The organism is Sphaerimonospora sp. CA-214678 (genome assembly GCF_050942215.1).
GTDB lineage: Bacteria > Actinomycetota > Actinomycetes > Streptosporangiales > Streptosporangiaceae > Sphaerimonospora.
This window is the reverse complement of record NZ_CP192056.1, coordinates 3,045,334-3,070,524: the sequence shown is the minus strand read 5'-3', so window position 1 is coordinate 3,070,524 and position 25,191 is coordinate 3,045,334. Positions and strand designations below refer to the sequence as shown.

Here is a 25,191-nt window from a genome sequence, read left to right as displayed (position 1 = left end):
CGGAACCCGCCGCACGACGCCCGGTGCCGTACCGGCCCATCAGAGGGCCCTCCTATCCGAGGGCCCTGAGGAAGGCGGCCGCGACGGGGGCGGCGACCGCGCCGCCTCCGCCCCCGCCCTCGACCACGACGGCGAAGGCGAGATCGCCCCGGTAGCCGGCGAACCAGGCGTGCGAGTCGAGCTTGGGACCGGTGCCGAACTCGGCGGTGCCGGTCTTGCCCGCCGTCCCGGACGGCAGCTTGGCGCCGCGCGCGGTGCCCTTGGTCACGACCGCCTTCATCATCGAACGGAGCTGCTCGGCGACCCCGTCGGGCAGCGGCTTGGGCGAGGACTTCTGCTTGAGGGACGGCACCAGCGTGGGCGGACGCCACGACCCGTCGGCGATCGCCGCCGCCACCCCCGCCATCACCAGCGGACTGGCGGTGATCCTGCCCTGGCCGAAGGACTCGGCCGCGAGCTCGGCGTCGCTGGTGGCCTTGGGCATGCTGCCCTTCGTCGCCGGCACGCCGATGTTCAGCGCCTGGTTGAACCCGAAGTCGTTCGCCAGGTCGTACAGCTTCTGCGCGCCGAGCTTGGCAGCGGCCAGCGGTGCGAAAGTCGTGTTGCACGAGTGGGCGTAGGAGTCCAGGAACGACAGCGACCCGAACGCCTCATGGTCGGAATTGCGGATCTTCAGGCCGCCGACGTTCGCCTCACGGGGGCAGGACACCGTCGACGACGGGGTGAGGCCGGCGGCCAGCAGCCCCGCCGCCGTGACGGCCTTGAACGTCGATCCGGGTGGATAGCGGCCGTCCAGGGCCCGGTTGAAGCCGCCCTTGTTGTTGACGACGGCGAGGATCTCGCCGGTCGAGGGCCGGACGGCCACCAGGGACGCGGGCTTCTCCAGGTCGCGTACGGCGTCGGCCGCTGCCCGCTGGACGCGGGGATCGAGGCTCGTGCGCACCTCCTCGCCCGGTCTGCCCTCGAGCGTGTGCAGGGTCTCGCGCTCGTCACCGCCGACCGCCTGGATCTCCGTCGTCGGCGTGCCGGCGAGCCGCCGCTGGAAGGTCTCCTGCAGACCGCCGCGCCCCACCGCGTCGCCCACCCGATAGGCGGGGCCCAGCTTCCCGACGTCCTTGGCCGTGGCCTTGTCGAGGAATCCGACGAGCTGCTGGACCGAACCGCCGTCGTCGCCGTCGTCGATGCGCGCGCCGCTCGCGTCGGTGATCGCGGCCCTGGCCGGCCAGGTCGTCTTGACGGCCAGACGGTTGGTCCCGGTCAGCGCGGGATGGACGGCGGACGGGGACCAGTCCACCTTCCAGTGGCGGTCCTCGACCACGAGCTTCAGCTCGCCCTCGTAGGTCCACTCGCCCAGGTTCTTCAGCTTCACCGTGGTCGTGTAGGAGGCGGTGGAGCGGTCGTCGACCGGTTCGCTCACGCGCATGTCGCTCACGGCGATCTCGGTCGCGCGCAGGTTCTTCGTCAGCTCGGCATAGGCCGCTTCGAAGTCCGCGGCCGGGGCCGCGAGCTCGGTCTTCATGGCCGCGAAGTCGCCACGCGACCAGGCGGACGTGAACCGCTGCGCCGTCTCCAGCGGCGTTCCCCGGGTGTGCAGCAGGTAGTAGGCGCCCCCGGCCCCCGCTGCCGCCACCACCACGATCGCGGCGGACATGATCACGACCGTACGTTTTCGCGGCACCGCGCGACACCCCCTGAGGTCCAGATCAATCTCTGAGCCTAACGGGATCAGGCGGGCATGCGCATCCCGCCGGCGATCAGCCGGCCGCCTTGACGCTCGTCGCGTACATCGGGACGTACTCCTGCCCCGACAGCCGCTGGATGGCCTCCATGATCCGGTCGGTGACCTCGCGGCGGTCACGCGCCCGGCCGGGGTCGCCGGTGAACGTCATCGGCTCGCCGATCCGTACGCCGATCCGGCGCACGCGCGGAATGGAGGCCCCGGGCGGCAGCACCTTGTCGACGCCGATCATCGCGACCGGGATCACCGGGGCGTGGGTGGTCAGCGTGAGCCAGGCCACGCCGATCTTTCCGCGATACAGGCGGCCGTCGGGAGAACGGGTGCCCTCGGGGTAGATGCCGAACAGGTCGCCGGCCTTCAGCACCTCCGCCGCCGAGTCGAGCATGGCCTGGGCGGCCGAGGCGTTCTCCCGGTCGATGGAGACGGTTCCCATGCCGCGCATCCACAGGGCGGTCAGCGGGTTGCCGGTGAAGTATTCGTTCTTGGCCACGAACCGCACCGGCCGGGGCAGCACCGCCGGAAGCAGGAAGGAGTCGAGCACGGAAAGGTGGTTGGAGGCGAGGATCGCCGGCCCGTTCGCGGGGACGTTGCGGGCCCCCTCCACCTTTGGCCGCCACAGCAGGCGCATCACCGGAACACTGATGATCTTGCTGGCGCGGTAAAGCACGGGCTCTCCTCGGTCGGGCACGTGCGTCAACCTTAAGCCGCGGCGGACGTCCGTGTGCTGTGGGGCACCTGCAACGCGCCGGGCCGAGATTTGTACGGCACGCCCAACGGGGCGGCCGTGTGGAGGGTGAGACGCGAACGCCCCGCGAGAACCAGGTCTCGCGGGGCGTCCACGCTAAGGCCGATGTGGCGGTCGCCTCCTCGGCGAGAGGCACAACACGGCTCCAGCCGAACGGTATTCCGTGAAGGCGATAATTGCGGCCCGGGGGACACAGACCACATCGACCGGTATCGACTCTAACCGACTCTCAGCCCTTGTTATTCCATCGGTCCCTCATGACTTGGCATATCGCCGGGGGGATTTTCCGGCCGGTCCGGCCATACGGCCAGGCCATCCGGGGGATCGGCCGTCAGCCGCGGCTCCGGCGGCGTACCGGAAGTTCGACGGAGATCGCGTGCCGATCCGGCTCGGCGCGGCTTCCGGAGGAACTCGCGGACGCCGGCGACCGGAAGGTCGGGGCCTCCGCCGCGAGGCACTTCGGGACGCTGACCTGCGGGTCGTGACGGTGCTCCAGGGACAGTCTCACCTCAAGATGATCTGCCGCGCCCTGGCGAGGTTGGCGATCAGTTCGGAACGGGTCTGGTGCTCGTGCGCGATCCACGCGGGTTGACCGGGACCGCTGCGCCACGACTCGCTGAGCGGGCTGTTGTCCACGGTGTCGAACCCGAACCGGTCGTACAGTCGCGTCACGAGTTCCACGGCTTCGGGAAAGTCGCTCGAGGCCGACAGCGCCAGGCGACCGGGGGTGCCCGCCGGTCTGCCCGCGGTGGTGATGCGGGGAGCTTGGATGTGGGTGAAGGCCTTGACGACCTTGGATCGCGGAAGGTGCTCTTGGCGCAGCTCGTGGACCGTCTTCTCACCCGAGTCGATGACCGGGATATGGCCGTCGCGCCAAATCATGTAGTTGTTCGTGTCGAGTACGATCTTGCCGGCCAGTTCCTCCTCAGGCATGTCGTTGACCACCTTGAGGGGGACCGCCACGACTGCGAACTCACCGGCGGCGGCAGCGCCGGCAGCGGTCGCGGCACGCGCTGACGGGCCGAGCTCGTCGATGAGGTCCCGCAGAGTCTCAGGTCCTCGTGAGTTGGCGATGACGACGTCGTAGCCGTTCGCGATCGCCGCACGCGCGATCTGGCTACCGACCTCACCTGCGCCGATGATGCCGATTACTGTCATTGGTCCGCTACCTCAACCTTTGGTGAGACCGTCGCGTCGTCGGCCGCGTCGAGTCCGGTCTCGCACTGGCCGGTGTGCGCCCTCGGCCGCCGGCCGTACGGCACCGGCCAGGCCCGTTCCTGTGCTGCCGCCGGTGACGAGAGCGGTCCCACCCTCAAGCAGTCCCACGTGGATGACCTCCGTCGAATTTTGTACCGATCGATGCGTAATTCGACGATAGCACGTTCTGCAACGATCGATACAGAAGCGGTAGGCTGCGGGGTGTGAAGACCAGACAGAGCGGCCCCGTCGGCCGGCCGAGAGGATTCGACGCCGGCGAAGCACTCGAACGCGCCATGCTGATCTTCTGGGAGCACGGTTACGAGGGGGCCAGCCTGGCCAGGCTGACCGAGGCGATGGGCATCTCCGCCACCAGCATGTACGCGGCCTTCGGCAACAAGGAGGAACTGTTCCGCAAGGCCCTGGAGCGCTACACCCAGGGCCCGGGCGCCTACCTGAACCGGGCCCTGGAAGAGCCGACCGCCCTCGGCGTCGCCACCGCGATCCTGACCGGCGCCATCCGGACCACCAGCCGCCCCGCCCGCCCCCATGGATGCCTGGGCGTCCAGGGCGCCCTGGCCACCGGAGACCCCGGACGCGGCGTCCGCGACCTGCTCACCGCCTGGCGAAACGACGGCTGCTCCCGCCTTCGCGAGCGGTTCCAGCGAGCCGTCGACGACGGCGACCTGCCTCCGGAGACCGACCCGGGACTCCTGGCCCGCTACATCACCACCCTGGCATTCGGCATCGCCGTGCAAACCGCGAGCGGCGTCGGCCACGATGAACTCCAGGAGATGGCCGACGCCGCCCTGCGCAACTGGCCGCTCCACTGAAAACCACCCGGCGTCCGGCCGCCTCGCGAGACACCTGTTCGCCGTTACGGCCGGTTCACCAAGGTCCCCCTGAAGAAGGCGCTGCGGACACCCACTCCGGCCGACCGGTGGCCCTCACCGCAGGTGATCGGCGATCGGTTCGGCGGAGATCGTGACCTCGACGGTGATGTGCGGATTGTCCGGCTGCGGGAGCTGAAGCCCACGCTTGAACGCCTCGGTGTCGTCCGGCATCACCCTCGGCTGAACCGTGACCTTGACCTGGCCGGTCTCGTCATCTGGGTGCGCCATCATCGTGGCCACCTCGGGACGGGATCGGAGCCAGGAGACGATCGTGTCCTGGGCTCGCCGGAGCTCCGAGGTCGAGAATCCCTTGCCGCCGACCAGGGTGACCTCCATGGGGAGGGTCCTGGCCGACTCGATCGCGCGAGTCGGGACGGGGCCCTTGAAGCCGACGCGCAGCCCGTCGTCGACGTAGGCGACGCCGGAGATCTCGTCGGGGAACTCCGCGTTGAGTTCGTCGATCACCCGGCTGTCGGACGACTGTGAGCCGAAGCGGTCGATGGCCTCCTCGTAGGAGATGCCCTCCGCTTTGGCGACGGCCCCGAGGTCGACCAGCTCGGCGTAGGGAATGCCGTCGATCGTCACGTCCGGTTCGGTCACCGCGGGGTCGTAACCCTCGAAGTCCGTCGGCCTGGGCGATGAGGTGGCGGCCACCCGGGTCGCGTACCGCTTGACGACCTCCTCCAGGGGCCGGCCCGACGCCGCCGCCTCTCGCTTGAGCCGCTCCAGGGTGGGCCGATGCGCTGTGGGCTGATCGGCCCGTGGCAACACGATCGTCTCGGTCCCGGCCACAGCGAATATCGGACCGGCATCGGACTGGCCGCAGGCGCACAACGACGCGAGTAACGCGATGACGGTCAAACGCGATCTCTTCATACCCGAGGGACGCGTCACCGGCCCGGAGGGTTCATCATCGGGGCACCTGCCGATCTGCCGCCGGGTGTGGGCGACGACCACCGCGACGAGGTCGCCCGGCGACGACAGGGACGGTGGCGGCGGCCGTACGCCGCGGCCAGGCACCCGACCAGGAGGACCAGGCGCGTGGCCAAGCCGTACGGGACGCCTCGCCGGGCCCGGCGCGGATCACTCGGCCCCATGGCCGACCCGTGTGACGCCAGGCGACGGAATAGTCTGAGGCGGCTCGTTGCTCTGTGGGTTACCATGACGCTCATGTTCCGCCACGCTCTCCTGACGACGCCCGCCACCGCGGGCGCGTTCGAGCGTGTCCTCGACGGCCTGGAGCGCTGACCTCTTCCCGTAAAAGTCCTGATGTGACCCGGCGGGGAGAGGTTGACCACCCCGTCCGTACACGGGTCACAAGACCTCGGGCTTTCGGAGAAGGAATCATGGCCAAGCAGGCCTATGTGCGGAACAAGCCCCACCTCAACATCGGCACGATGGGGCACGTCGACCATGGCAAGACCACGCTGACCGCCGCGATCACCAAGGTGCTCGCCGAGCGGGGCGGCGCGACGTACACGCCGTTCGAGCGGATCGACCGTACGCCGGAGGAGACGCGGCGGGGCATCACGATCAACATCTCGCACGTCGAGTACGAGACGGCCACCCGCCACTACGCGCACGTGGACATGCCCGGCCACGCCGACTACGTGAAGAACATGATCACAGGTGCGGCGCAGCTCGACGGGGCCGTCCTGGTGGTCTCCGCACAGGACGGCATCATGCCGCAGACCCGCGAGCACGTGCTGCTCGCCAAGCGGGTCGGGGTCGAGCACCTGGTCGTCGCACTGAACAAGGCGGACGGCGCCGACCCCGAGCTGGCCGACCTGGTCGAGCTGGAGCTCACGGAGCTGCTCGCCGAGCACGGATACCACGACGTGCCCATGATCAGGGTCTCCGGGCTACGGGCGCTGGAGGGCGACCCCGAATGGACGGCGTCCGTCGAGGCGCTGCTCCAGGCGGTGGACGACCACATCCCGGTCCCGGTCCGTTATGTCGACGCGCCGTTCCTCATGCCGGTGGAGAACGTGCTCACCGTCACGGGCCGCGGCACCGTCGTCACCGGCGCGATCGAGCGCGGTACGGTCAAGATCGGCGACACGGTCGAGGTCGTCGGTCTCGGCGGAGGCTTCACCGCGGTGGTGACCGGGGTCGAAACCTTCGGCAGGACCATGGACCGGGGTGAGGCCGGCGACAATGCCGCGGTGCTGTTGCGTGGCGTACGGCGCGAGCAGGTACGTCGGGGCCAGGTGCTGGCCGCGCCCGGCTCGCAGAGCGCCCACCGGCGCCTCACCGCCAGGATCTATCTCCTCACGGAGGCCGAGGGCGGGCGGCGCAGGCCCATCGCCGGCGGCTACCGGCCACAGTTCTACGTCCGCACCACCGACGTACCCGGCCGGATCGTCATGGACTCGTCTGCCGGGCCGGGAGACACGGTAGAGGTGGTCGTGGAGCTGGGTAAAGACGTGGCTCTCGAGTCCGGCCTGGGCTTTGCCATCCGCGAAGGCGGACTGACGGTCGGCGCGGGAACGGTGCTGGCCGTCCTCGACTAGCGCCGCGTCAGGCCTTTGACACGATTCGGCGTGGCGGGATTCTCGGTGGTGCGGGTACGCCGGGTGACGTAGCGGCGGACCACGCCGCCCGGCTCGGCGTGGCCGTCGCGGATGGACCCGCGCGGCGGGCGAATCGTGTCTCGATCTGATTCGAGTAGGAGGGGCGAGTGGGTGGTAGGCGATCTCGACGTCGTTCGCCTCCGCCCACTGGCCGCTCGCCTGTCCCCGTCGTCGGCCGCGTGGGGCTGAAGTGATCACCCACGATCGCCATGCGGACCTCGTGGCCCTCGTGGACCTCGGCGGATGGCGACGGCCACGTGCGGAGCCTGCGGCGATCACGCAGACCGCGGCGACACCTTGATCGGCACACCCTGCGAAACAGGGCGAACCCAGGCTGACACGGCATCAGCCGCCCGGGCTGCCCGGGGTCGTCTTCTGGTCGTGGAGCCTCATGAGGGCGTGGTAGACGCGGCCCACTGACGGCGCCGGCGGCAACTCCCCGACCGGCTCAAGGCCGAACGTCTGGAGCAGGAGCGCGCGCAGCCGCGCCGAGAAGGCTCCCGCGACCGCCCCTCCGCAGCCGACGACCCCCGCGTGGGCCAGCAGGACGAGAACGATGTCCTCGGCGACGAAGTCAGGCCGCAGGACGCCGTCGTCCTTCGCGCGGGCGATCAGCCGCTCGACGGCCTCGTAGGAACGGCGACGGTGCTGCTCGCAGGCCATCGTGGGCGGGAAGGTGATGGTGAGGACGTCGGCGAACCCGCGGTCGCCGAGTTGCATCTCCATCACCTGGTTCAGAAAGCAGCGGAAGGCGGCGCCGGCGTCAGGCTGGTCGAGGGCGGCCAGTGCCAGGTCGGCGTACCGGGCGACCTTGTCCTCGAAGGCCTCGGCGACCAGTTCCTCCTTGGAGGCGAACCGTCGCCGCAATGTCGGCTCGGCGACGCCCGCGCGGGCCGCGATCTGACGCATGGACACGTCCAGGCCGTGCTCGGCGAACGCCTCACGAGCGGCGGCCAGGAGCAGCTCACGGTTACGCGCGGCATCAGCGCGCAACCGCGGCGCGGACCCGGATGTGGACGCGGATGTGGACGATGTGCCTGCCATCACATGCCCCCTGGAGGAATAAGCGGCGTACGTGCGTTACTTAGGTAAGCGTATGTAACCGACGCACCCGCGTCAGATAAGCCCATCAAGGAGCAGCACATGCGCGCCGTCCACGTCCCCGTCGCCCGGGAGCGGCCCGTCCTCGCCGGCGTCCCCCATTCCTGAGGTCCCCGAGGAGGCGGTCCCGATCCGGGTCCGGGCGACCGGCCTCGACCCGCTCGACGACGCGGTGGCCGCAGGGATGCCCGCCAGGTGATGCCGTACGAGTACCCGCCGGTTCTGGGTCGACGAGGCTGTCGGCGCCGGCCCAACCGCCAACGATGAGAAGTGAGCACCAGGGAAAGAAGTGAGCACTATGGAAATCGGTCGGTCCGCCTTCACCGACCTGCCGGTGAGCGACACCACCGCCGCCCGGCGTACCCCCGAGCTTTTCGAGGAGGTCGCGCCGGCTGACGAGGCCGGGCGGCCGGGGACGCCGTCTTCGCGTCCGCTGCGCAGCGCCGAGGTCCGCGCGCGTCGCCGCGCCGGCATCGCCTACGACGAGGTTCCCGAGGACCTGGCCGGGACAGTCGTCGAACCTGGTGATGTCGGGTTCGCCAAGGTTCGCTCGACGTACCTGCGCGGCGGCGACCCGGGTCTGGTGTTGCGCCCGGGCAGTGTGCCGGAGGTGGTCAGCGCACTGGCCTTCGCCCGTCGGCACCGGCATGTCCCACTCGGGGTCCGCAGCGGCGGTCACGGGATCAGCGGCCGCTCGACCAATGACGGTGGTCTGGTCATCGACGTCGGCCGCCTCGACGAGATAACGGTCCTCGACGAGTCGGCGCGACTGGTTCGCATCGGGCCGGGCGCCCGGTGGCGCGATGTCGCCACGGCGTTGCAGCCCTACGGATGGGCGTTGAGCTCGGGCGACTACGGCGGGGTGGGCGTCGGCGGGCTCGCGACCGCCGGCGGCATCGGCTTCCTCAACCGTGAACACGGGCTGACCATCGACCACCTGCGCGCCGTCGAGATGGTGCTCGCCGACGGAGCCGTCGTACGGGCCAGTGAGACTGAGAACTCCGAGCTGTTCTGGGGGGTGCGGGGCGCCGGTGCGAACCTGGGCATCGCGGTCGCTTTCGAGTTCGTCGTCGACGAGGTCGACGAGGTGGGCTGGGCGCAACTGTCGTTCCAGGTCTCCGACCCGGCGGCCTACCTCGAAGCATTCGGCCGCGTCGCCATGGCCGCTCCGCGCGAGACCACCCCATTCTTGATCCTCGGTAACGGTGTCGCGCACATGATGGCGATGGTCGGCTCCGCCGACCCCGACGTCATCATCGACCAACTGCAGCCGTTCGCCGAGATCGCGCCGCTGGTGCAGCAGCAGGTGGTGATCGCGCCGTATGCGGCAGTGATGAACATGTTCCCCGAGTCACCGCACAACGGTCGCGGGGAACCGGTCTCGAGGTCGGCCCTCGTCCACAAGATCACACCCGCCTTCGCCGCCGCGTCCGCCGACCTGATCAACAGTGGCGCCGCTTACTGGTACCAGATCCGCACCGTCGGCGGCGCGGTCTCGGACGTAGCCGCCGATGCCACCGCTTACGCACATCGCGACGCCAACTTCTCGCTGACGGCGATGGGCGTCAACGCGCAGCGACTGGACCGTTGGTTCGAGCCCGTACGCCGACAGTCCGACGGCCTCTACCTGAGCTTCGAGTCCGACCGCAGCCCGGAGCGGATCACCGACGCGTTCCCGCCCGCCACGCTGCGTCGGCTGCGCCGGCTCAAGGCTCAGGTGGATCCGCACAATCTGTTCCAGGACAACTTCAACATCACCCCGTCCACCTCCAGGAGCGTCTCATGAGCACCGGCACGACCACCGACTACGGCCACGACCTGCTCTTCGGCACCTTCGTGAGCCCGACCAACCAGCCCGTGCACCACGCCGTCGAGCAGGCCGTCGTCGCCGACCGCGCCGGCCTGGACCTGGTCACCTTCCAGGACCATCCCTACCTGCCGACCTTCCACGACACCTCCACCTTGCTGGCGTACACCGCCGCCCGCACCGAACGCATCCGGCTGTCGGCCAATGTGACCAACCTCCCGCTACGCCCACCGGCCGTGCTCGCACGCTCCATCGCCAGCCTCGACCTGCTCAGCGGCGGCCGCGCCGAACTGGGCATCGGCGCCGGCGGCTTCTGGGACCCCATCGTCAGCATGGGCGGTCCCCGGCGCACCCCCGGGGAGTCCATCGACGCGCTGGAGGAGGCCATTGCGATCATCCGCGGCATCTGGGACGCCGGCGACCGCAGCCGCCTGTCGATCAAGGGAGATTTCTACCAGGTGGAGGGTGCCAAGCGCGGACCGGCGCCGGCCCACGCCGTCGGCATCTGGGTCGGCGCCTACAAGCCCCGCATCCTGCGGATGGTCGGCCGCGCCGCCGACGGCTGGCTCCCGTCGATCCAGTACCTCGGCAACGGCCTGGCCGACCTCACCACAGGGAACCGGCTCATCGACGAGGCCGCCGTGAGCGCGGGCCGCAAGCCGAGCGACGTACGCCGGTTCCTCAACATCGGTGGGCGGTTCACGGCCCGGGGCGCGGGCTTCCTCCAAGGCCCGCCGAAGCAGTGGGTCGAGGAGCTCACCGCGGTCGCTCTCACGTACGGCACCAGTGGATTCATCCTGGCCTCCGACGACGCCACGACGACCCGGACCTACGCCGCCGAGGTGGCTCCGGCGGTGCGGCAGGCCGTGGCCGCGGCCCGTGCGGGGCGGCCGTCGTGAGCCGCACGCGGAGTCGCTGAGGACCAGCGCGTGCGCGACCCACCTGGGAAGAGGATCAGGATCTGCGCCGGGCCTTGGATGAAGTGGCCAGGGAGAAGCTGATCATTCTGCGTGCCACCTACCGGAGCCGGGAGAGGTGAAGGCGTGCGGCCGGGTCGGAGGTGGCTTAGCCGAAGGGGAGCAGGTCCGGTGTGCCGGTGAGATCCGCAGCCGTTCCCCCGGTTTTCCAGGCGCTCAGCACCTTGCGGAGCGACTCGGCGAACTCGGCGGGGTGCGTGCTGAAACCCGTGTGCCCGCCGGGGAAGTGGACGAGCTCTGTGCCGGACCGCTCGGCCAGGAAGGCGGCGGGACGGTAGGGCAGTTCACCGCGCGAGTCCACTCCGCCCGCGAGCACGAGCCGGTCCGACAGGGCCGCCAGGCGATCCACGTCCGGGGCGTAGGCCATGAAGCTCGGCACGATACGCCCGAGGAAGTAGGGCATGTTCGCCATCGTCCGCTCGGCTCGTCCCGCCGCCTGTGGCGGCAGTTCGATGGCCGCCTCGGCGGCGATGGGCTCTTCCGCGCCCGGCCGTCGGAGGCCCGCGGCGAACTCGGCCACCGCGGGCATCAGCCCGTCCCGGCGGAAGGTGCCCTGGACGCGGGCGAGCAGTGCGCGATGCTCGGTGACGTCCGGCAGCACCTCCACCACCGGCGGCTCGTGCGCCACCGCGCGTACGATCCGCTCGGGATGGGTGGCGAGCAGGTGTAGCGTGACGATCGCACCTGAGCTGCAGCCGGCCACGCGGGCGGGCGCATCCGGAGACAGCAGCTCCAGCAGCCGGAATGCGTCGCCGGCATGCTGCTCGACCTGCTGAGTGGCCTGCGGGTCGTCCAGCGGGCTGCGGGACATGCCGCGTGGGTCGTAGGAGGCGACCGTGTAGTCGGTGGCCAGATCGTCGGCGATGCCGTCGTAGGAGGCGGCGTCGCCCGCGCCGCCGGGGATCAGCAGCAGGAGCGGGCCGCTTCCGCGTACCTCGTAGTGCAGGGCGGCGCCGTCCACGCGCAGGCGTCCGATGGTCGGTCCGGTCATGACGGGTCTCCTATAGGGGATGCGGGCCAGCGCTCCAGGAGCGCGTGCAGGGCATCGAGGCAGCGGGTCCAGGAGTCCTCGGCCGGGCGCGCGTGCGCGAACCCCCCGGCGGCCTCGATGCTGACGAAGCCGTGGAGCGTGCTGCGTACCAGCCGGACCGCGTCGGTCAGGTCGGGCTCGTCCAGCGCGTAGGCGCGCAGCATGCTGTAGGTCAGCTCGACCGCACGTCGCGGCCCGGGCGCACGGGCCGCGAGCGCGGGATCGATCTGCGTCGGGATCTGTGTCGCGGTGTACCGCCCGGGGTGGGTGCGGGCGTACGCCCGCCAGGCGTTCGCGAACGCCGTCAGCGCGTCCTTCCCGGCCCGCCCGGCGGTGGCCTCAGCGATGCGAATGGTCTTTTCGTCCGCCGCCAGCAGCGCGATCCGCCCGCGCAGATCCTCCAGGCCGCGCACGTGCGCATACAGGCTCGCGTCCCTCACCCCGAGCCGCCGTGCCACCGCCGACATGGTCACGTGGTCGAGCCCGACCTCATCCGCCAACTCGGCGCCCACGAGCGTCACCCGGTCCGCTGTCAACCCGGCCCTTACCACACGCCCCCCTTTTTCTAGAGTGATTAGACTTGGCCTAATATCCCTAGGTTATGCCTTGAGATTTTAGGACGGCAAGACAGAGCAGCAGACGCGACAGAGGGCTTCCCGGGGTCACAGCGACTTGGATGTCGTTCGGCTACGCGCCGGTTCAGCCCGGAGTGATCAGCTCATCACCTCCGACCCGTGCGACTCCGTCCCGGCGGAACCCACCTTTTTCAGGTGGCGATCCGCGCAGGTGTGCGCGTCTTGGCCGCGGTCCGCCGCCTGGTCGGCGACCACGTCGAACGCAACGCCTACTTCATCGACTTTCCAAGGAATGTCCCGGACACCCTGGACTTCTGGACGGGACTGCTGCGCGAGGCGCGAGAGCTCTACCTCTCACTGGCCGGCTCCGAGGTCCCGCTCGCCGCCGAGGACCTTGCCGCTCTGCGCACGCTGGCAGCCTTCTGCGCCGAGGACCGGCCCGGGCGCGGACGGCGCCTTGGAGTTCATCGACGTACGTCTGTCCGACGCCACTCAGCCGATCATCATCCCTCAGGTGAACATCTACGCCGGGGAACGGTTCGACGAGGCCGCCGAGCCATGCTTCGGCTACATGCCCAGGGACGCCGCGTAGGAGGGCAGGCCGTTCGAACCGCGCACCGTACGGATGAAGTCCGACCTGCGCGGGTCCGGCCGGATCGCGCTCCCACTCGTGTTTCCGCGCGGGGACGGGAGGGACATGGCCGTCACCCTCAGCCTTACGGCAGGGCCGCCGTATGGAAGTGTCCGCGGACGGAAGCGCTGATTCGAGGAGTTTCTAACTTGACGTCTATCGAATCCGGGTTCATGCTTGCAATGTGCTGATTAGATGTTCATCTAATCAGGTGTGCGAGGTGGTGACCGTCGCCGCCTGTCCGTACCGGAGGAGGATCACCATGTCCCGTGTCCAGCTCGCCCTGCGCGTCTCCGATCTGGAAGGCTCGATCGCGTTCTATTCCAAGCTCTTCGGCGTGGAGCCGGCCAAGCGTCGCCCCGGCTACGCGAACTTCGCCGTCACGGAGCCTCCGCTGAAGCTCGTGCTCCTCGAAGGCGAGCCCGGCCAGGACACCCGCCTGGACCACCTCGGAGTGGAGGTCGGCAGCACCGGCGAGGTCACGGCCGCGACCGGACGCTTGAAGGAGGCAGGCCTGGCGACCTTCGAGGAGAACGACACCTCCTGCTGTTACGCCCTGCAGGACAAGGTCTGGGTTCAGGGGCCCGGCCGCGAGCCGTGGGAGGTCTATGTGGTGAAGGCCGACGCCGACACCCTCGACAAGTCCGCTGCATCGGAATCGTCCGCGGCCTGCGCCTGTGGCCCGGTATGACCACCACCTCGGGGGCCGGGTCAGCGCGCCGCCGGGGGAATGTTCAACCGGTCGACGGCCTCGCGGCGGCGGCGCTCCGGGCGGCGGTCGTAGCGGGCTGTGGTGGCGGGGGAGGCATGGCCGACCAGGGCCTGGGCGGTGGCGAGATCGACCCCGGCGTCGAGAAGCTCGCCGATGAACGTGCGGCGGAAGTCATGTGGCGTCCGCTTCGACGCACCGGCTGAGGACAGGCGGCGGGAGACGATGTCGGCGACCGCCTGCCCGGTCATGTGGGCGTACCGCAGCCGTCCCGCCTTGTTGATCGGGCAGAACAGCGGGCCTGTCACCCGGCCGCGCACCTCCAGCCACAGCTCGAGCCGTTCGACCGCCTCGCCCGTGAGGTAGACCAGACGCTCCTTGTCGCCCTTGCCGCGAACGCGCAGGGATCTCGCGTCGAGGTCGAGATCCGCCAGCGTGAGGCCGGCGATCTCCGCCCGCCGGCAGCCGGTCGAGTACAGGGCCGCGAGCATGGCCCCGTCCCGTCTTCCGGCGGGGGAGGGGTCCTCGTCGCATCCGGCGAGCGCCGCGGTGAGGATCTCGGCCTGGACATGCCGCCCGGCCGGCACCCTGGTGTGCGTGTAGGCCGGCAGGTCGGCCGCCCGCTGGAAGTCCTCACCGCTCATCAGCCCGAGCCGCCACGCCTCCTTGAGCACTCGGCGCAGGGCCACCAGGTGCTTGTTCACATGTGCCGGCGACCACCCTTGCTCACGCATCAGCGCGCGCAGCTTGACCGTGTGCTCGTACCGCAGCAGTTCCCAGGGCTGGCCGGCTCCGGTGGCCTGCGGGTCGCCGGTGATGAGGCGGGCGATGCGATCGAGACAGCCTCGCATCGTGCGCCGGGACTCGGGGCTGGGCAGGCCGTCGAGGTACACGTGATAGGGGTCTCGTGCCGCCTGCGCGGGGGGCTTGCGCTCAGGTACGGCAGGCGGAGTGGCAGGCGCGTTCACACCGGCCGATCATAATCTAAATCTACAATGTAAAGGCACTGGGATAAGAGAGCAGAACACCCAAAACCCAAAGAACCCGCCACCAGGATCGAAAGCCGCTTGCGAGAATCGGAGCGAGCGGATCGTTTTCCCGACGAAGCGACGAGTGCCGAGTGCCGAGTGCCGTACCGGGATCGGCGCGGCACCCGCCGGGCATGTCGTCGGCGGCATTCGCGGGGGAGAGGCCGGGGCTCGAGGCCCGCAGCAGGACCCCGATCCTGTTGCGGGACAGGACTCGCTCACGTATATTCGTGTACAAGTATACGTGAGCGAGGTGGTCGGGATGGCGAAGCGCCGCAAGGTCGCGAACCTGTTGGCACTGGCGGTCCTGTCCGCGGTCGCGACCCGTCCCATGCATCCCTACGAGATGGCCGCCACCCTGCGCGGCTGGAACAAAGAGCGGGACATGGAGATCAAGTGGGGATCGCTCTACACCGTCGTGAGAAACCTCGCCAAGCACGAGCTGATCGAGGAGACCGGAAGCACGCGCCAGGGGCGCCGTCCGGAACGGACCGTCTATCAGATCACCGAGGCGGGCCGGCAGGAGTTGGTCGACTGGACGCGGGAACTGCTCGGCGTCCCCTACACCGAGTTTCCACGGTTCCGGGCCGGACTTTCGGTGATGGCGGTGCTCGACCCGGACGAGGTGATCGGGCTCCTCGAGAACCGGCTCGCTGTCCTCGACGGAGAGATCGGGACGCTGGGGGAGCAGCACACGAGGGACGTCGCCGAGATCCCCCGCCTGTTCCTCATCGAGACGGAATATGACCTGGCCATCCTGCGGGCGGAGGCCGCATGGGTCCGCGCCCTGCTCGGAGAGCTCACCGAGGGGACCTTCCCCGGCCTGAGTGAATGGCGGGCCTTCCACGAGACGGGAGAGATCGCCGACGACCTGCGAGAACTCGCCGAGAAGGACATCACAGACCTTTAGCCCTGGTGACGGTGTTGCAGCACCGCCACCAGGGACCTTCGAACCGGAACTACGGCTGGCCCGAAGATGACGAACACGAGGATAACGCTCTCCTGCCGTTCCGGTTCACACCCATCGACCGATCAGGAGGAGACATGAGACACGTCGCGATCATCGGAGCCGGCATCGCCGGCCCGGCCACCGCGCTGGCGTTACGCAAGGCGGGCATCGACGCCACCGTCTACGAGGCGTACCCGACACCCGCCGACGGCATCGGCGGCACCCTCGCCCTCGCGCCCAACGGCATGGCCGCACTGGAGATCATCGGTACGGCCGACGCGGTGAAGTCGGTCGCGCAGCCCAGTTCGCGGATGGTGATGACGGTCGCGAGCCGCAAGCGCATGCGACTGCCCGCGCTGTCCGATGTCGGCCCCCTGTTCGTGGTGCGCCGCACCGACCTCTACCGCACGCTCCACGACGAGGCCGTACGGCAGGGCATCACGATCGAGTACGGCAAGCGTCTTGTCGGCGTCGAGCACACCGCCGCGGTCTTCGACGACGGAAGCCGGGCGGAGTTCGACGTCCTCGTCGGCGCCGACGGCATCCATTCCACCGTTCGCCGGCTGATCGACCCGAACGCGCCCGGCCCGGAATGGACCGGCATGCTCGGCCTGGAAGGGCTGTCGCATCACACCGTGCCGGAAGACCCGCAGACGATGGTCTTCTCCTACGGCAGGCGCGCCTACTACCTCTACTGGCAGTCGCCCGGCGGCGGCACCGCCTGGGGAGCCAACCTGCCCTACCACCGGCCACTGACCCTTCTCCAGGCCCGCGAGATCTCGACCGAGGAGTGGATGCGCAAGCTGGGCGACGCCTACGGCGACGACGTACCCGGCGCCGACCTGATCCGGCGCACGCCGCCGGCGTCGCTGCAGGTGATGGGCGCGCTCTACATCATGCCGAGCGTCCCGCGCTGGTACGGGGATCGGATGGTGCTGGTCGGCGACGCCGCGCACGCGCCGTCCAACAGCTCGGGACAGGGCGCGTCGCTCTCCATCGAGAGCGCCATCCAGTTGGCCCGCTGCCTGCGGGACATCGAGGACGTGCCGCAGGCGTTCGCGACGTACGAGCGACTCCGCCGGGCCAGGGTGGAGAAGGTCGCGGCGCGCGCTTCCAAGATCAACCACAGCAAGACCCCGGGCCCCGTCGCTCAGACCCTGATGCCGATCCTGATGCCGCTGATGGCGAAGACGGTCATGAACCCGGAAAGGACCATGGGCCCTGAGCAGAGGTACCGCATTCAATGGGACGCGCCGGCGACCCGCGACCCCCTGCTGGTCGTGTGAGCTCGCGGGTCCTCATAGGCGGGCGAGATCAGCTGGCTCGTCTCCAGGACCGGACCAGCACCCGCCCGGACCTCACCCGGTCCGGGCGGGTGCCCCGCCGGTGCCCCGGAAGCGCTCCACGATCCGCTCGTACGGCTCTCCCTCAGCTCTCCCTCGGTGTGGACCTCGCCGAGGCCGCGGAAGCGGTACCCCTTGCGGCGGACCGGGTCGACGACGTTGATCTCCACCGCCGGGTTTCAGCGCTTGGTGCGCTTCCGGTGGACGACGACGTCGTCTCCGCTTCCCGGGTAGGCACCGTCGCTGGACGAGTGCGCCGGGTCTACCGGGCCACCGACACCGGCCGCCAAGCGCTGGCCGAAGACCGCGCCGCCCTCGCCGAGCTCGCCCGCGAAGTCCTGCCCGGCCAGCAGTAGCCCCACCTGCCGCATCCCCTACGAGCTGTGCGTGCTGGTCCCCGGCGCCGTGCGCGGCAGGCCGGGGTGAGCGGGGCGAGGACGAGGAGGGGCACCGTGGCCGTTCGTTAAGTGTGTCGCTGGCCGAGGCGTACCGGCGTAGGTGCCGTCGCGTTCGGCCCACCGGTGCATGAGCACGCCCTTGACGCCGTGCGGGCGGCGTCGTGCTCCGCCCGCACGGCGTTCCTGTGAGGTCAGCGGGCGGCGATGCTCTCCACAGCCCCGGCCTCCGGGGCCGCCTCCTCGTCGGCTTCGACGGGGGTGGTATTCTTCGGGCCGCGCAGGGCGACGTAGACGAGCAGGACACCCATCACGGCGGCACCGATCCATATGGCCTGCTGCCAGCCGTCGACGAAGGACTGCTGCGCGGCGTGGATCAGGTCCTGCGCGTGGCCGCCGGTCCTGGGTGCCACCTCGATGGCGGTGGCGATGCCTTCGCGTGCGGTGTCCGCCGCCTCGGTGGGGATGCCGTCGAGCCTGTCGTCGATGGCACCGCGGTAGCCGTTGGCCAGCAACGCGCCGAGCAGCGCGACGCCCAGGGCCGTGCCGAACTCGCGGGTGACATCGTTGAGCGCGGAGGCAACACCCTGCTTGGCGCGGGGCAGGCAGCTGGTGATGGCCTCGGTGGAGGGTGTCATCGACAGGCCCATGCCGATGCCCATGGCGAGCATACCGACCAGGATGGACAGGTAGCCGCCGTCGACCGATACGAACAGGGCCATCAGGGCCAGGCCAAGAGCGGCCAGGGCGACACCGGCGGCCATGGTGGAGCGGGCGCCGATCTTGGCAGCCATCTTCGGGGCCAGGCCCGAGGCCATCATCATCATGACGGCCATCGGCATCATCGCCACGGTGGACAGCAGCCCGGACCAGCCAAGGACAGCCTGGAAGAACGGGAAGAGGACGACGGCGATACCGGCTTGCACGCCGAAGACGACGAGCAGGGTGATGGAGCCGCCGGCCAGGCCGCGCTCACGGAAGAGGCGCACGTCGAGCAGCGAGGCGTCGCGGCGGTGCAGCTCCCAGGCCACGAAGGCGACGGCGGCGATGACACCGACGGCCAGGCTGATCAGGGGGATGGGGGCGGTCCAGCCGCGCTCGGGGCCCTCCTGCAGGACGAAGATGAGACCGGTCACGGCGATGGCGGAGACCAGCGCGCCGATGGTGTCGAAGGAATGGGCGGAGCGTTCGCGGGAGTTGGGCACCGATTTCAACGTCATCGCCAGCGCGATGACGACCAGGACCACGGGCAGGACGAACAGCCAGCGCCAGTCGGCGACGTCGACCAGCAGGGCGGAGAGGAACATGCCCAGGATGCCGCCGCCTCCGGCGACACCGGTCCACACTCCAATGGCCTTGCCCCGTTCCTCCTCGGGGAACGTGGAGGTGATGACGGCCAGCGTGATCGGCATGATCATCGCGGCGCTGACACCGGCCGCCACACGGGCGCCGATCATCACCCCGGCCGACGGGGCGAGCCCCGCGACAACACTTGCGACCCCGAAGATGACCAGCCCAGCGATCAGCATGGGCTTGCGGCCCAGCCGGTCACCGATCGCGCCGAGCGGCAGCAGCAGCGCGGCCAGGGCAAGGGTGTAGCTGTTGATGATCCACAGCACGGTGGTCTGCGAGGCGCCCCACTCGACGGCCATGTGGGTCTGGGCGACATTCAGGCCGGACACCGACGCGATGACAGCCATCAGCGCGAGCGAGACGCTGATCAGGATCGCGCGCAGCCGACGCGCGTCCGGCAATTCCCCGGCGTCTACTGCCTGGGGAGGCTGATGGATACTCATGGTTTCCTTCCGAAAAGGGCGTGCCGACTCGGCGCCGGGACAGATCCGGTCGCCAGGTTGGTGAGATGGGGACCTGCTCGCCGCGCGAACCGCTGCATGGCGGTCGCGCGGTGCTTCAGCAGTGGGTGCTTACGTGTCAGTCCGTGGTCTTCTGCGCGATGGCGAGCGCGGCGTCGGTGTCCGCAGTGGCCAGCAGGGCGTTGATGTGGGCGCCGGCCAGGGCGCCGGCTGCGGCGGAGGCACCGACCTGGGCGGTGAGATCGGTGGCGTTGCCGGCCACCCACACGCCCGGGATCCCGGTGGCGCCGGCCGTGGAGGAGACGAAGCGGCGGCCTATGTTGTCGGGCAGGTCCTCCATCGGCAGCTTAAGACCCTCCAGGCCTTCGGTGCGGGCCTGCATCTGCGTGGCCACAGCCAGAACCCGCCGCTCCACGACGGTGCCGTCGGTCAGGCGGACGCCTGCGAGGGTGCCGCTGTCGTCGACGACTTCCTTGACGTCGGTCTCGATGATGCGGATGGTTCGGGCGGCGAAGCGGGCGCGGGTGTCCGCGTCCAACTCGGTGCCGCGGGTGAAGTACATGAGGTCATCCGTCAGTTGACGGAACAGCCAGGCGTGGTGGACGGAGGCGGGGCCGGTGGCGAGGATGCCGGTGGGCTCATCGCGGACCTCCCAGCCGTGGCAGTAGGGGCAGTGCACCACGCTGTGGCCCCAGTGCTCGGCCAGACCGGGCACATCGGGCAGTACGTCGCGCAGGCCGGTGGCCACCAGGATGCGGCGCGCCGTCAGCGTGCGGCTGTCGGCCAGGGTGACGGTGAACCGCAGATCACCCTCGACCGGTTCAGCGGGCTCGGTGGAGGCGACCTCCCCGTACACGATCCGGCCGCCGTACTCGCGTACCTGCTGGCGTCCGCGCTTGAGGATCTCGGGCGGCGGTGTGCCATCCAGGACGATGAAGCCGTGCATGGCGGCGGCGGGGGCGTTGCGTGGGGTGCCGCTGTCGATCACCACAACCGAGCGGCGGGAGCGGGCCAGCATCAGCGCGCCGTTGAGCCCCGCGGCACCGCCGCCAATCACTACGGCATCCACGGTCTCGGTGGGCAGTGCGTCGCTGTCGTAGCGGGAAGTCTGCGCAGACATGTCGCGCCCTTTCGTCGTACGGGCCCGTGCCGGACCATCTGCATGCGACGTTAGCCAGCTTTGCATCAAGGGCATACAATGTTGCCTATGACGCAAGAAGATGGGCAGCTGGACAGCCTCGTGCGCAAACGGATCCGCGCTCTGCGCGTCGCCCAGGGCTGGTCACTGGAGGAACTGGCCGCCCGGGCCCACCTCAGTCAATCCTCGCTGAGCCGGATCGAGAACGGTCAGCGCCGCCTCGCCCTGGATCAGCTGGTCACTCTCGCCCGCGCACTGGACACCACGCTGGACCAGCTCGTGGAGAACGCCGCCGACGACGTCGTCATCAGCCCGATGATCGACGGCGCCCACGGCCTGATGCGCTGGCCCATAAAGGGCTACCCCGGCATGAGCGTGATGCGTCAGCGGCTGACCGACCCGCCGCCCGACAATCCCGCCCGCATGCGCGCCCACCCCGGCCGCGAATGGCTCGTCGTGCTGTCCGGCACCGCCGTCCTCCTGCTCGGTCACCGGCGCTTTCGCATCGAGACCAACCAGGCCGCCGAATTCCCCACCATGATGCCGCACGCCATCGGGGCCGAAGGCGGACCGTGCGAGATCATGGGCATCTTCGACCGCGACGCCCGCCGCGGCCACCAGAAAGACGCCGGCGCCGACGGCTCCGCAGCCGACTGCGGAGGCGTCCGGGGTCCCGGCGAATAGCGGACCACGGCCGCCTCGGAGGCCCTGTCATCGTGGGTGACGTTGCGTGCCGGGCAGCGGACCGCGCAACCTTCTTGCCCATTACGCAAGCAGTCGTGCTGCAGGAGCATGGCGAGGTTACGGTGTGGCCATGACCCCAGCGCACCAGCACACCCCCCACCATGGCGACGGCGGCCACCACCCCGAGCACGGTGATGCCGCCCAGGCGGAGATCCTCGATCTGGATGCCGAGGTGCTCGCCGAGCACATAGCGTCCATCACCGCCTGGCTGCCGCTCAAAAGTGAGCCGCGCCAGATCGTGGACCTGGGCTGCGGCACCGGTGCGGGCACCTTCGCGCTCCTCGAACGCTTCCCCGACGCGCACGTGACCGCCGTCGACGCCTCGGCCGGGCACCTGAAGCTCCTGCGCGAGAAGGCATGCGCCCGCGGTGCCGAGGGGCGCGTACGGACCGTGCAGGCCGATCTCGACAGCGCCCACTGGCCCAACCTCGGCAGGCCGGACCTGGCGTGGGCCTCGGCCTCGATGCACCACATGGCCGACCCCGAGCGCGCCCTGGCGAGCGTGCGCGAACTGCTCGCCCCCGGGGGCCTGTTCGCCATCGTCGAGCTCGCGGGCTTCCCCCGCTTCCTGCCCGCCGACGCTCCCGAGAACCGGCCCGGCCTCGAAGAGCGCGCCCACGCCGCGACCGACAGCTTCCACGCCGAGCACGTCCCGCACCGCGGGGCCGACTGGGGCCCGATGCTGACCGCCGCCGGTTTCACCGTCGAGGCCGAGCGCACCATCACCGTCAACATCGAAGGTGCGCGCAACGAAGCGATCCGCCGCTACGCATACGGCAGTCTGCAGCGCATCCGCGGCGTCGCCGCCCCCGCCCTGAGCCGCGAGGATCTCGCCGCACTCGACGAGCTCCTGGACACCAACGGCCCGAACAGCCTGCTACGCCGCGAGGATCTCGCCGTACGCACCGAGCGCACCGTCTGGGCCGCCCGCCGCAGGTGATCAGGCGCCGGTGAGCCCGGCGTGGTGACGGTGAACGAGAGAGAGAAACAGGTCGTCGACGATTGACCGGATGCGCGCGGGCTCCGGCAACGTAACTGTCAGTTACTTTTCGGATTATCGAAGCGACCCGAGCGGAGCGCCGGCATGGCGAGGCTCACGCGCCCCGACGCTGGTTGACCAAGCACGGCCGCCCGCTGTCTCCACGTCTTCATCACCTACGCGTCCAACTCCGAACAGTGGCCACTCGAATGCGATACGTAGTCATAGTCTTGGAGTGCACATGGAAGATCCGTAACTGTCACGGGAGAGCGCATGCACACCGCCACCCCCGGGCCTGGCCACACCATGCCAGGCCGTCTGCTAGCCCGAACCGCAGGAGGCGTCGCGTCCGCCACGGCGGCTGCAGGGCTGCTGCTGACCATGGCCGCCCCCGCCCACGCCGAGACCACAAAGGCCTACACGACACCGGGGGAGCACACCTTTGTTGTGCCCGGCGGCGTGTCCCAGATCAGAGTGACCCTGACCGGGGCTGGTGGTGGTGGCGGCGGCGCCCACCCCGGCGACGACGCTCAACCCGCATGGGGCGGCGGAGGAGGAGGCGGCGGCGCCACAGTGTCCTGCACCTTTAACGTTCGTCCCGGCGATGCGCTGCTCATCAATGTCGCCGCCGGCGGCGCTGGCGGCGCCATTTTCGCCGAAAGCGCCCCAGCGGGAGAAAGATCGAGAGCAACCATCCTCGGCAACGGAGGCAGCGCCGAAGGCGGCCACGGCGGTGAGACAGCCCACAAGACCCGGAGCGGGGCCGGCGGTCTGGGAGGTGACGGTTGGGGAGCCTCCGGGTGCGCCGGTACCAACCGTGCCCTGGCCATGGGCAAGGCCGGCGCCTCCAGCGGATCGAGCCGGGGAGGGATGGGAGGCGCGGCCGCGGTCGGGGTGCCCAGCGCCTGCTCCGCGGGCACCGGCAACGGCGGCAACGGCGGAGTAATCAACCGCTACACCGTAACCGGGCCGGCCCCCGTCACGGCGGGGGCTCACCCATGTCGTCCTCCGCCGACCTGGTCTGTCCGGACTAGCGAAACCCCAGGTCAGGGCCGTATCCGCTGGATTCTTTCCCGAGTACTACGGCGACCCCCGGACAGTCTGGATGAGCGGCCTCGGACCGCGTGCCCCGGATTCGAGGCCACAAGGGCGGGGTGTCACGGCGTGTGCAACCCCCTGGTGGGGCTTCCTGAGCATTGACCGATGTGAGCTCGCCGGGAGCTCGGGAACCAGGGGAGAGGCCTGATGCGGCTGTATGCGCTGCAGGATGCGATCGGGGGCATCCTGGTGTGCGGGGTCGTACCCGTCAGACCCCGTAGGCATCCGGTGTCACCTTATCGAGGGAGCTGTACGGCAGCCGCCCGCCGGCGGGGCTTCAGATGATCGATCAACTAGGGTGACCGGCCATGAGATTCCTCATCGTCGGTGGCAGTGGACTGCTCGGCAGCGAACTCACTCGGCAGTGTTCGGCGACCAGACATGAGGTGGCCGCGACTTACCTCACCCGATCAGGAGAGACCGCCGACGTTGACTGGTTGCCCCTCGATGTGCGCCGGAGAGAAGACGTCGACGCGTTGATGAGCGCATTTCGGCCTGATGTGATTATCAACGCCGCGTTCCAGCAGACAGATTGGGCTACCACCGCGATTGGAGCCGCGAATGTGGCCCTCGCCGCCTCTGCGGTTGGAGGGCGCCTGGTCCAAGTGTCTAGCGACGCGGTCTTCTCTGGTGCCGCGATCCGTTATGACGAGACATGCGTCCCCGACCCAACCACCCCGTATGGGGCGGCCAAAGCCGCTGCCGAGACAGCAGTGAGCGCGATCGCGCCGACGGCGGCGATAGCCCGGACATCCCTGGTCATCTCCACCCAGGACTCGAACCCCACGTGGTCCTCAGTACTGGCGAACCAGTACCAGCCCGCGTAGTTACGCTGCCCCTTGCGGAAGGAGAACCCCGGACCGGGGCCATCTCCTCGAATGCGGCAGACCAGGCCAAACCCAGCGGAAACCACCGTTCCTCGCCTTCCTGCGTCACGAAGCCCACGCTGAAGACGCTCGAGGGGTCTACTGGTGCGGCCTGCACGCTCATCGACACAGGGCTGGGATCCGGGGCCATTTGAATGAGACAGACGACGAGGGGCCACTTTGCTAAGAACCCGATCCGCACAAATCCGGGAGCGGAGCCACTTTAGTGAGACGAAACCCCGTACGGGGCCACCTTGGTGAGACAGGGGCCAAGTTCCCTGAGAGAGGACACGGCCTTCTCCTGTTGCAGCGGGGGTGGGGTCTTATACCGGACAGAATTCACCTTCTGTCCGGTATCGTACTCATAGTGCGTTTATGAATGCCTCCGCCTCAGATTGTCCCATTCCGGTCTCACCGCGTACCAGGAATACGGCCTGTTCCGTACGGCCGGCGGCCTTGAGGTCGCGTACCCGTGTCGCGAGGTCCGGCACGGCGGTCCCGGCGGGGTCGGAGGGAACGGCATGGCCGGCGCCCAGGGTCTCGGTGAGCAGCTTGGCCTCCTTGAGGCCGAGTCCGGTGCGTTCCCGGACGAGCTTGATCGCCGCCATCTTCTTGCCGGCCGCCCAGAGTTCCCGGACCTCTTGCTGCACGTGGGCCGGGACGGGAGGCAGCAGGCCCGGTGTCCGCCAGGCGAGCTGACCACCGGGTCTCGCCCCCGCGCGGACGGCTGCGAAGATCACAAAGATCGCCGCGCCGATCACGAGGACGCCGAATAAGAGGAAGACAATTTCGGCCACGTACGGATCGTACGGTGCTTCGCATCCCGTAGCGAGAGAGTGCGTCCGTCTGTGGATAAGACGC

At 69.5% G+C, this 25,191-nt stretch carries 27 protein-coding genes; 13 read left to right on the top strand and 14 right to left on the bottom strand.

All coding sequences use genetic code 11. The features are described from left to right. Positions 1–52: 52 nt before the first annotated feature. The 4 genes from ACQP1K_RS13875 to ACQP1K_RS13860 form a co-directional block, all read right to left on the bottom strand. Entirely contained in the window at positions 53–1,651 is a 1,599-nt protein-coding gene (locus ACQP1K_RS13875; protein ID WP_433501303.1) for a penicillin-binding transpeptidase domain-containing protein, read from the bottom strand. 103 nt (positions 1,652–1,754) lie between these two features. Further along, complete coding sequence (locus ACQP1K_RS13870; RefSeq protein ID WP_433501302.1) at positions 1,755–2,405, bottom strand: lysophospholipid acyltransferase family protein; 651 nt, start codon at positions 2,403–2,405, stop codon at positions 1,755–1,757. Positions 2,406–2,814: 409 nt separating this feature from the next. Next, positions 2,815–2,991 carry a hypothetical protein gene (locus ACQP1K_RS13865; protein ID WP_433501301.1) on the bottom strand — a complete coding sequence of 59 codons (177 nt, stop codon included), beginning with the start codon at positions 2,989–2,991 and terminating at the stop codon, positions 2,815–2,817. Next, positions 2,988–3,641, bottom strand: coding sequence for an NADPH-dependent F420 reductase (locus ACQP1K_RS13860; RefSeq protein WP_433501300.1), 654 nt, complete (start codon positions 3,639–3,641; stop codon positions 2,988–2,990). The genes ACQP1K_RS13865 and ACQP1K_RS13860 overlap by 4 nt, the downstream gene beginning before the upstream one ends. A gap of 263 nt (positions 3,642–3,904) precedes the next feature. Here ACQP1K_RS13860 and ACQP1K_RS13855 point away from each other — a divergent pair, with 263 nt between their 5' ends. Continuing rightward, the gene (locus tag ACQP1K_RS13855) at positions 3,905–4,513 is read left to right on the top strand and encodes a TetR/AcrR family transcriptional regulator (RefSeq protein WP_433501299.1); all 609 of its coding nucleotides are present in this window, start codon (positions 3,905–3,907) and stop codon (positions 4,511–4,513) included. Positions 4,514–4,627: 114 nt separating this feature from the next. On the opposite strand, the gene ACQP1K_RS13850 is transcribed toward ACQP1K_RS13855, so the two are convergent. Continuing rightward, a complete protein-coding gene (locus ACQP1K_RS13850; RefSeq protein ID WP_433501298.1) occupies positions 4,628–5,365 on the bottom strand; it encodes a hypothetical protein in 738 nt (245 codons plus the stop codon). Positions 5,366–5,515: 150 nt separating this feature from the next. On the opposite strand from ACQP1K_RS13850, the gene ACQP1K_RS13845 reads away from it, so the two are divergent. Together ACQP1K_RS13845 and tuf are read left to right on the top strand one after the other, a co-directional pair. After that, entirely contained in the window at positions 5,516–5,821 is a 306-nt protein-coding gene (locus ACQP1K_RS13845; RefSeq protein WP_433501297.1) for a hypothetical protein, read from the top strand. A gap of 98 nt (positions 5,822–5,919) precedes the next feature. Then, the gene (tuf, locus tag ACQP1K_RS13840; protein WP_433501296.1) at positions 5,920–7,086 is read left to right on the top strand and encodes an elongation factor Tu; all 1,167 of its coding nucleotides are present in this window, start codon (positions 5,920–5,922) and stop codon (positions 7,084–7,086) included. A gap of 405 nt (positions 7,087–7,491) precedes the next feature. On the opposite strand, the gene ACQP1K_RS13835 is transcribed toward tuf, so the two are convergent. Beyond that, the gene (locus ACQP1K_RS13835; protein ID WP_433501295.1) at positions 7,492–8,190 is read right to left on the bottom strand and encodes a TetR/AcrR family transcriptional regulator; all 699 of its coding nucleotides are present in this window, start codon (positions 8,188–8,190) and stop codon (positions 7,492–7,494) included. Between the two features lie 355 nt (positions 8,191–8,545). Between ACQP1K_RS13835 and ACQP1K_RS13830 the strand changes: the two genes are divergently transcribed. Beyond that, positions 8,546–10,033: an FAD-binding oxidoreductase gene (locus ACQP1K_RS13830; RefSeq protein ID WP_433501294.1), complete on the top strand. Its 1,488-nt coding sequence runs from the start codon at positions 8,546–8,548 to the stop codon at positions 10,031–10,033. Continuing rightward, positions 10,030–10,953: an LLM class flavin-dependent oxidoreductase gene (locus ACQP1K_RS13825; protein ID WP_433501293.1), complete on the top strand. Its 924-nt coding sequence runs from the start codon at positions 10,030–10,032 to the stop codon at positions 10,951–10,953. The genes ACQP1K_RS13830 and ACQP1K_RS13825 overlap by 4 nt, the downstream gene beginning before the upstream one ends. Before the next feature lie 166 nt (positions 10,954–11,119). Here the strand turns inward: ACQP1K_RS13825 and ACQP1K_RS13820 are convergent, their stop codons facing one another. Both ACQP1K_RS13820 and ACQP1K_RS13815 read right to left on the bottom strand, forming a co-directional pair. Further along, on the bottom strand, positions 11,120–12,022 hold the full coding sequence (locus ACQP1K_RS13820) for an alpha/beta fold hydrolase (RefSeq protein ID WP_433501292.1): 903 nt from the start codon (positions 12,020–12,022) through the stop codon (positions 11,120–11,122). Continuing rightward, positions 12,019–12,612, bottom strand: a complete 594-nt coding sequence (locus tag ACQP1K_RS13815) for a TetR/AcrR family transcriptional regulator (RefSeq protein WP_433501291.1) — start codon at positions 12,610–12,612, stop codon at positions 12,019–12,021. The genes ACQP1K_RS13820 and ACQP1K_RS13815 overlap by 4 nt, the downstream gene beginning before the upstream one ends. Before the next feature lie 481 nt (positions 12,613–13,093). On the opposite strand from ACQP1K_RS13815, the gene ACQP1K_RS13810 reads away from it, so the two are divergent. Then, positions 13,094–13,228 (top strand): hypothetical protein, encoded by a 135-nt coding sequence (locus tag ACQP1K_RS13810; RefSeq protein ID WP_433501290.1) that lies wholly within the window; start codon positions 13,094–13,096, stop codon positions 13,226–13,228. A 301-nt stretch (positions 13,229–13,529) separates the two neighbouring features. Further along, a complete protein-coding gene (locus ACQP1K_RS13805; protein ID WP_433501289.1) occupies positions 13,530–13,958 on the top strand; it encodes an ArsI/CadI family heavy metal resistance metalloenzyme in 429 nt (142 codons plus the stop codon). 20 nt (positions 13,959–13,978) lie between these two features. On the opposite strand, the gene ACQP1K_RS13800 is transcribed toward ACQP1K_RS13805, so the two are convergent. After that, positions 13,979–14,944 carry a tyrosine-type recombinase/integrase gene (locus ACQP1K_RS13800; protein ID WP_433501288.1) on the bottom strand — a complete coding sequence of 322 codons (966 nt, stop codon included), beginning with the start codon at positions 14,942–14,944 and terminating at the stop codon, positions 13,979–13,981. Positions 14,945–15,266: 322 nt separating this feature from the next. On the opposite strand from ACQP1K_RS13800, the gene ACQP1K_RS13795 reads away from it, so the two are divergent. Both ACQP1K_RS13795 and ACQP1K_RS13790 read left to right on the top strand, forming a co-directional pair. Beyond that, entirely contained in the window at positions 15,267–15,914 is a 648-nt protein-coding gene (locus ACQP1K_RS13795; RefSeq protein WP_433501287.1) for a PadR family transcriptional regulator, read from the top strand. Positions 15,915–16,048: 134 nt separating this feature from the next. Continuing rightward, positions 16,049–17,239 carry an FAD-dependent oxidoreductase gene (locus ACQP1K_RS13790; RefSeq protein WP_433501286.1) on the top strand — a complete coding sequence of 397 codons (1,191 nt, stop codon included), beginning with the start codon at positions 16,049–16,051 and terminating at the stop codon, positions 17,237–17,239. On the opposite strand, the gene ACQP1K_RS13785 is transcribed toward ACQP1K_RS13790, so the two are convergent. The 4 genes from ACQP1K_RS13785 to ACQP1K_RS13770 form a co-directional block, all read right to left on the bottom strand. Further along, positions 17,194–17,466 (bottom strand): hypothetical protein, encoded by a 273-nt coding sequence (locus tag ACQP1K_RS13785; RefSeq protein WP_433501285.1) that lies wholly within the window; start codon positions 17,464–17,466, stop codon positions 17,194–17,196. The genes ACQP1K_RS13790 and ACQP1K_RS13785 overlap by 46 nt on opposite strands. Before the next feature lie 9 nt (positions 17,467–17,475). Beyond that, positions 17,476–17,658, bottom strand: coding sequence for a hypothetical protein (locus ACQP1K_RS13780; RefSeq protein WP_433501284.1), 183 nt, complete (start codon positions 17,656–17,658; stop codon positions 17,476–17,478). Between the two features lie 227 nt (positions 17,659–17,885). Continuing rightward, positions 17,886–19,487: a DHA2 family efflux MFS transporter permease subunit gene (locus ACQP1K_RS13775; RefSeq protein WP_433501283.1), complete on the bottom strand. Its 1,602-nt coding sequence runs from the start codon at positions 19,485–19,487 to the stop codon at positions 17,886–17,888. Between the two features lie 136 nt (positions 19,488–19,623). Then, entirely contained in the window at positions 19,624–20,625 is a 1,002-nt protein-coding gene (locus tag ACQP1K_RS13770) for an NAD(P)/FAD-dependent oxidoreductase (RefSeq protein ID WP_433501282.1), read from the bottom strand. An 87-nt stretch (positions 20,626–20,712) separates the two neighbouring features. Between ACQP1K_RS13770 and ACQP1K_RS13765 the strand changes: the two genes are divergently transcribed. From ACQP1K_RS13765 to ACQP1K_RS13750, 4 genes are all read left to right on the top strand, one after another. After that, the gene (locus tag ACQP1K_RS13765; protein WP_433501281.1) at positions 20,713–21,327 is read left to right on the top strand and encodes a helix-turn-helix domain-containing protein; all 615 of its coding nucleotides are present in this window, start codon (positions 20,713–20,715) and stop codon (positions 21,325–21,327) included. Between the two features lie 130 nt (positions 21,328–21,457). After that, the gene (locus ACQP1K_RS13760) at positions 21,458–22,327 is read left to right on the top strand and encodes a class I SAM-dependent methyltransferase (RefSeq protein WP_433501280.1); all 870 of its coding nucleotides are present in this window, start codon (positions 21,458–21,460) and stop codon (positions 22,325–22,327) included. A gap of 312 nt (positions 22,328–22,639) precedes the next feature. Then, positions 22,640–23,566 carry a glycine-rich domain-containing protein gene (locus ACQP1K_RS13755; RefSeq protein WP_433501279.1) on the top strand — a complete coding sequence of 309 codons (927 nt, stop codon included), beginning with the start codon at positions 22,640–22,642 and terminating at the stop codon, positions 23,564–23,566. Positions 23,567–23,772: 206 nt separating this feature from the next. Further along, entirely contained in the window at positions 23,773–24,291 is a 519-nt protein-coding gene (locus ACQP1K_RS13750) for a sugar nucleotide-binding protein (RefSeq protein ID WP_433501278.1), read from the top strand. A gap of 401 nt (positions 24,292–24,692) precedes the next feature. On the opposite strand, the gene ACQP1K_RS13745 is transcribed toward ACQP1K_RS13750, so the two are convergent. After that, a complete protein-coding gene (locus ACQP1K_RS13745) occupies positions 24,693–25,127 on the bottom strand; it encodes a ribosomal protein L7/L12 (protein WP_433501277.1) in 435 nt (144 codons plus the stop codon). Positions 25,128–25,191: the final 64 nt, after the last annotated feature.